This is a genomic window from Endozoicomonas sp. ALC013 (genome assembly GCF_049310205.1).
In the GTDB taxonomy this organism is placed as follows: Bacteria; Pseudomonadota; Gammaproteobacteria; order Pseudomonadales; family Endozoicomonadaceae; genus Endozoicomonas.
In genome coordinates this window covers 1-6,594 of the sequence record NZ_JBLYNS010000204.1, presented here as the reverse complement: position 1 = coordinate 6,594, position 6,594 = coordinate 1, and the positions used below count along the sequence as shown (strand labels likewise).

The following is a 6,594-nucleotide window of genomic DNA, read 5'->3' as shown; positions in this document are numbered from 1 at the left end:
TGACGAACCGGTCAAACTGCGCACCTATAAAGCCATAGTGGATCTGGTGGATAGCGATACTGAATACGGCGAAAGGGAAGCAGCGATTCTTGCTGCCCTGCTGTTAGCCCATATCAGTAAGAAAATGAATCGGGTGCAGTCACTTGTTTCTCAAACGCAACCATTCACCATGTTGTGAAATTCAAACACTAACTATGAGTTCAAAGAAACCACCCTATACGCCACTGCAAGGCCACTACCTGTCGTTTATTTACTACTACACGAAGATCAACGGCATGCCACCAGCAGAAAAGGATTTGCAGCGGTATTTTCAGGTTACCCCACCCACCGTGCATCAAATGGTGGTGAAACTGCACCAGCTTGGCCTGATTAGTCGGGTACCTGGACAAGCCCGGACAATGAAGGTGGAGCTACCTGTTGAAGAGTTGCCCTTTCTTGTTTAAATAATCCGTTGGTTGCGAAATTAGCTCAGAACCTGTTCATACCCAAAGTGGACAGCTTTTCCCTTTCCCTTCGCAAATGCACGACTACCACCAAACACCTTACCTGCGTACAATGACTGATTACCCAAAACTCCACCTCTGAGCTATCTGGTCCCATGCTTCCCAAAGTCAATAAAAGACGGCGGTAAAATCCACGGGCGGTAGCGTCGATTCATATCATCTTCTGTAAAGCTCCCTATGGCGATTAAAAAATCTGAACTGTACTCATCTCTCTGGGCCAGCTGCGACGAGCTGCGGGGCGGGATGGATGCCAGCCAGTACAAAGACTATGTGCTGGTGATGCTCTTTGTGAAATATATCAGCGATAAATTTGTCGGTCAGTTCAGCCCGCCGGTGAAAATCCCGAAAGGTGCCACCTTTGCGGATATGGTTGCCCTGAAAGGCAAGCCTACCATAGGCGACGACATCAATAAGAAAATCATCATTCCCTTGCGTGATGCCAACAAACTCACCGGGATGCCGGACTTTAACGATCCGGACAAACTCGGCAGCGGCAAAGAGATGGTGGAAAAACTCACCAACCTGATCGCTATTTTTGAAAGCAAAGACCTGGACTTCAGTAAGAACCGGGCCGATGGCGACGATATTCTTGGCGATGCCTATGAATACCTGATGCGTCACTTTGCCTCCGAAAGTGGCAAGAGCAAAGGGCAGTTTTATACGCCGGCGGAAGTGAGCCGCATACTCGCCAAAGTGATCGATATTGAGAAAATCGATAGCCGTGGCTATTCCGTGTACGACCCGACCTGTGGTTCCGGCTCATTACTCCTGAAAGTGGCGGACGAAGCCGGTGAACACGTTTCCCTCTACGGCCAGGAGAAAGATGCCACCACCAGCGGCCTGGCGCGGATGAACATGATTCTGCACAACAACCCCACCGCACAAATTCGCCAGGGCAACACCCTGGCCAACCCGCTGTTTACCGATGGTGACAGCCTGAAAACCTTCGACTTCGTGGTGGCCAATCCGCCGTTCAGCGATAAACGCTGGGGCAGTGGTGTGGATGCGGAAGAGGACCCGCACTACCGTTTCCAGAGCTACGGCGTGCCACCGGCCAAGAACGGCGATTACGCTTACCTGCTGCATATTATCCGCAGCCTGAAAAGCCATGGTAAAGGTGCCTGTATTCTGCCTCATGGTGTGTTGTTCCGGGGTAATGCCGAGGCAACGATTCGTCAGTCCCTGGTGGAACGGGGTTATATCAAAGGCATTATCGGGCTGCCTGCCAACCTGTTTTATGGCACCGGCATTCCGGCCTGTGTGATTGTCATTGATAAAGAAGGCGCATCGGCACGCAAAGGCATCTTTATGGTGGATGCCGGTAAAGGCTTTATCAAAGATGGCAATAAGAACCGTCTGCGGGAGATGGATATCCATAAAATTGTCGATGTGTTCAACAGGCAGATCGCCATAGACGGTTACAGTCGTATGGTGAGCTACGATGAAATCCGCAAAAACGAATTCAACCTCAATATCCCCCGATACATAGATAGCTCCGTGGCGGAAGATATTCAGGATATCGATGCTCATCTCCACGGCGATATTCCCAAGGTAGATATTGATGCCCTGCACCACTACTGGCAGGTATTCCCGACCCTGAAAACCACGCTGTTTGCCACTGCTGCCCGCTCGGCAGATTACTACTCGCTCCAGGTCAGTACCGAAGCGCTGAAGCCAATCATCTACCAACATACGGAATTTGTCGCTTATATCAAAGCGATGAACCAGGTATTCAGTGGTTGGAAAACCGCCACCCAAACCTACCTGAAGCAGCAGGATGACGGTTGCAAACCCAAGGCGATGATTGAGGAGATCAGCGAATCACTGCTGAGCGCCTACACCGGCAAACCGCTGCTGGACAAGTACGACGTTTATCAGCACCTGATGAATTATTGGGCGGATACCATGCAGGACGACTGCTACCTGATCTCTGCCGATGGTTGGGAAGCGAAAACCTATCAGATCATCGAGGTTAAAAAAGGCAAAGAGGTGATCAAAGGCTGGACCTGTGACCTGATTCCCAAATACCTGGTGATTAACCGTTACTTTGCTGGAGAGCAAGCTGCCATTGATCAGCTGATTGCCCATAAAGAGCAGCTGGAAAGCCAACTGGAAACCTTGCAGGAAGAGCACAGCGGCGAAGATGGGGCATTAAACGACGTTGGCAGTAAAGCCGAGGCTACTGCGGTACTGATGGAGTATCAGGAGTTGGCGTGGGCAGCGCTGGATGCCGCTACACACCAGGAATACACCGTGCTGCAAAAGCGGCTGGAAACCACCATTGACGATTTTAATGAGCTGAAAAACGACAGCTTTCTGGATGCCCTGAAAAACAGCAAAGGCACCATCACCGCCAAAGCGGTGAAGGATCGCCTGAAGCGCACGGAGGATCGTGAGGAGACAGATATTCTCAATGAGTTCCTGACCACCGAAGCCACTATCAAAGAATGGCGCAAAACCTGTCGGTTGCTCTGGTCGGATGCCCTGACGCTGATTGACCGAACGACACGTCCCAACAACGAAGACCGGGACAATCTGAAAGAGATTGTGGTGCTGAACCGCTATCTGGAATTGCTGGACGATATCGCCACAGAAAAAAGGGCGATCAAACATGAAGAGCTGGAACTGGATAAAGCCCTGTATGAGCACTACCCGGCGCTGACAGAAGACGAGATCAAACAGCTGGTGGTGGACGACAAATGGCTAATGACCATTGACCGGGATGTGCATACCGAGATGGATCGCATCAGCCAGCGGCTGACCCAGCGGATTAAAGAGCTGGCGGATCGCTATGAAACTTCGTTGCCGCAATTTAACCAGCGAGTGGTGCGGCTGGAACAGGCGGTGGGTAAACATCTGGTGAAGATGGGGTTTGTATGGAACTGAAGGCGGGGTATAAGCAGACTGAGGTTGGAGTGATTCCAGAGGACTGGTCAGCAATATCACTTGGTAATCTTGCACAAATTCAGCGCGGAGCTTCTCCTCGCCCTATCGATAGCCCAGTTTGGTTTGATGAAAACTCCAAAACTGGTTGGTTGAGAATTTCTGATGTATCAAAGTCTAACAAGTATTTAAAAAACACTGTACAAAGTCTTTCCGATAAGGGAATCGCTAATAGCCGTTTTGTTCCTTCCAGAAGCTTGGTAATGAGTATCTGTGCCACGGTTGGTCGACCAATCATTACTCTTAAAGATGTTTGTATCCACGATGGGTTTGTGGTTTTTGGCAACTTAAAAACCGATATGGACTTCCTATATTATGTGTTAACAGACCTCGAGAAAGATTGGTCAAAGCATGGTCAAACTGGCTCCCAGATGAACCTGAATACGGGATTAATAAACTCCACAAAAATCCCGCTGCCACCAACCAAAGCCGAGCAAGAAGCCATTGCCAAAGCCCTTAGCGATATGGATACCCTAATCCAGTCGCTGGAGCAGCAGATCATCAAAAAGCAGCAGATTAAGCAAGGGGCTATGCAGTCGCTTTTAAACCCTTACGATAAGAGCGGAAAACTAAAATCAGGGTGGATAAAAACAACGCTTGGTCGTATAGGTATCTTTTCCAAAGGGAGCGGTGTTACTAAAGAGCAAGCCCTTTCAGGTAACATACCATGTGTTCGATATGGTGAGTTATACACGAGACATAATAATGTTATCACTTCATTTCAGTCTTATATCTCGGCGAGTGTTTCAGACTCTGCTGTCAAACTGAAACAAGGTGATATCCTATTCGCTGGTTCTGGCGAAACAAAAGAGGATATTGGTAAATGTGCCGCATTTGTTATGAACCTTGATGCTTATGCAGGTGGCGATATTGTCATAATGAGACCTAATATCGGTCAAGATCCCACTTTTCTCGGATACTTTCTGAACACTGAGCCTGTCAGAAGGCAGAAATCTTCTAAAGGCCAAGGTGATGCTGTTGTCCATATCAGTGCTAATGCACTGTCTGCTATAGAAGTCACAATCCCTGATACACAGGAAGAACAGGCTGAAATAGGCCGAGTTTTTAATGCTATGTCCACAGAAATCGCAGACCTACAAACAAAACTTGTGAAGCACCAAAAACTCAAACAAGGCATGATGCAAAACCTGCTCACCGGCACCGTCCGCCTCGTTTAACCAACCCTTACCCCCTTCAACCACCGGCAGCACAATATGCACACCCTGCCGGTACCTCCCCCTATTTTCAAGGAGAACGCCATGGCTGGCTCCGGTACCGTGACCAAACCCGAACGGGCCACCCAAAACCGGGTGGTGAAAACCCTGTTTCAGGATCAACTGGGTTATCACTATCTGGACGACTGGGAAGACCGCCCCAACAACAGCAATGTGGAAGAACCCCGGTTAACGGGCTTTCTGGCGGGCAAAGGCTACAGCAACGAAGCCATCAGCCGGGCAGTAACGCAACTGAAAGCCGCCGCCAGCGAACAGAGCAAAAGCCTATATCAAAGCAATAAAGCTTTTTATGAGCTGCTCCGTTTCGGCGTCAAGGTGAAAACGGATGCAGGCAATCTTACCGAAACCGTCCAGGTGATTGACTGGCACAATCCCGAAGAAAACGACTTTGCCATTGCCGAAGAGGTCACCGTCTTTGGTGAACGGGAAAAACGCCCGGATGTGGTGCTCTACGTCAACGGTATCGCCGTGGCGGTGCTGGAGCTGAAAAACAGCCGTGAATCCGTGGGCAAAGCCATACGACAGAGCAATACCAATCAGCGGGACGATTTTATCCGCTCCTTTTTCAATACCGTCCAGTTTGTCTTTGCCGGTAACGATTCGGAGGGTTTGAAATACGGCACCATCCTGACGCCGGAAAAATTCTTCCTGACCTGGAAAGAGGACGAGGCGGACAACAGCGGTTACAAGCTGGATAAATACCTGGGCAAACTGTGTGAAAAACAGCGGCTTATTGAGCTGCTGTACGACTTTGTGCTGTTTGATGGTGGCATCAAAAAGCTGCCACGGGTGCATCAATACTTTGGGGTGAAAGCGGCACAGGAACATATCCGTCGGCGGGAAGGCGGGATTATCTGGCACACCCAGGGCAGTGGCAAAAGTATCACCATGGTGTTGCTGGCCAAGTGGATTCTGGAGAACAAGCCCGATGCCCGGGTGCTGGTGATTACCGACCGGGTGGAGCTGAACGACCAGATTGAGCGGGTGTTTACCGATGCCGGTGAAACCATCGCCACCACCAGTAGTGGCCGTGATCTGATGGCCCAGCTTGGCCAGGCCAGGCCCCGGCTGATCTGCTCGCTGGTGCATAAGTTCGGTCGCCGGGAGGTGGATGACCTGGATGCCTATATCAAAGAACTGGGCAAGCAAGAGCGTCATGCGGTGGGGGATATCTACGTGTTTGTGGATGAGTGCCATCGCACCCAGAGTGGCAGTTTGCACCGGCTGATGAAGGCGATTCTGCCCGGTGCGCTGTTTATCGGCTTTACCGGCACGCCGTTGCTGAAAAAGGATAAAGCCACCAGCCTTGAGGTGTTTGGCAAATACATTCACACCTATAAGTTCAACGAGGCTGTGGAAGATGGTGTGGTGCTGGATTTGGTCTATGAGGCCCGGGATATTGACCAGCGGATTCAATCTCAGGACAAGGTTGATGCCTGGTTTGATGCTAAAACCCGGGGTCTGAATGATTTCCAGAAAGCCGAGCTGAAAAAGAAATGGGGTACGATGCAGAATGTATACAGCGCGAAAAATCGAATGCGCATCGTGGTGAATGATATTCTGCTGGATTTTAGTACCAAGCAACGACTCAGCTCACAAGCCGGTAATGCGATTCTGGTGGCATCCAGTATTTATGAGGCGTGTAAGTATTATCAGCTGTTTCAGGAGCATGATTTAAGAGGTAAGTGTGCGGTAGTTACCTCCTATAACCCACAAACCAAAGATATAGCCACAGAAGGCACCGGCAATAATACCGAGACGGATAAAGAGTTTGTCTTCCGTGTGTATGAGCAGTTGCTGAAAGATGTTAAACCGGATGCGGGCAAGACCAGGACCGAAACCTACGAATCCAGGGTAAAGGCACTGTTCACCAAAGAACCGGCCAATATGAAGCTGCTGATTGTGGTGGATAA

At 49.9% G+C, this 6,594-nt stretch carries 4 protein-coding genes; all 4 read left to right on the top strand.

All coding sequences use genetic code 11. The features are described 5' to 3' along the window. The first annotated feature begins 194 nt into the window (after positions 1 to 194). Entirely contained in the window at positions 195 to 443 is a 249-nt protein-coding gene (locus tag ACO6V1_RS21835; protein WP_422445523.1) for a LexA family protein, read from the top strand. A 237-nt stretch (positions 444 to 680) separates the two neighbouring features. Next, the gene (locus ACO6V1_RS21830) at positions 681 to 3,389 is read left to right on the top strand and encodes a type I restriction-modification system subunit M (protein ID WP_422468529.1); all 2,709 of its coding nucleotides are present in this window, start codon (positions 681 to 683) and stop codon (positions 3,387 to 3,389) included. Continuing rightward, positions 3,380 to 4,624 carry a restriction endonuclease subunit S gene (locus tag ACO6V1_RS21825; RefSeq protein WP_422445527.1) on the top strand — a complete coding sequence of 415 codons (1,245 nt, stop codon included), beginning with the start codon at positions 3,380 to 3,382 and terminating at the stop codon, positions 4,622 to 4,624. The genes ACO6V1_RS21830 and ACO6V1_RS21825 overlap by 10 nt, the downstream gene beginning before the upstream one ends. 36 nt (positions 4,625 to 4,660) lie before the next feature. Continuing rightward, positions 4,661 to 6,594 (top strand): type I restriction endonuclease subunit R (locus ACO6V1_RS21820; RefSeq protein WP_422468527.1); only part of this gene is annotated, 1,934 nt, incomplete at its 3' end.

What these genes read in the sequence shown, in the direction of transcription:
- ACO6V1_RS21835 (WP_422445523.1), top strand. Translation starts at nt 195, where the DNA reads ATGAGTTCAAAGAAACCACCCTATACGCCACTGCAAGGCCACTACCTG.
- ACO6V1_RS21830 (WP_422468529.1), top strand. Translation starts at nt 681, where the DNA reads ATGGCGATTAAAAAATCTGAACTGTACTCATCTCTCTGGGCCAGCTGC.
- ACO6V1_RS21825 (WP_422445527.1), top strand. Translation starts at nt 3,380, where the DNA reads ATGGAACTGAAGGCGGGGTATAAGCAGACTGAGGTTGGAGTGATTCCA.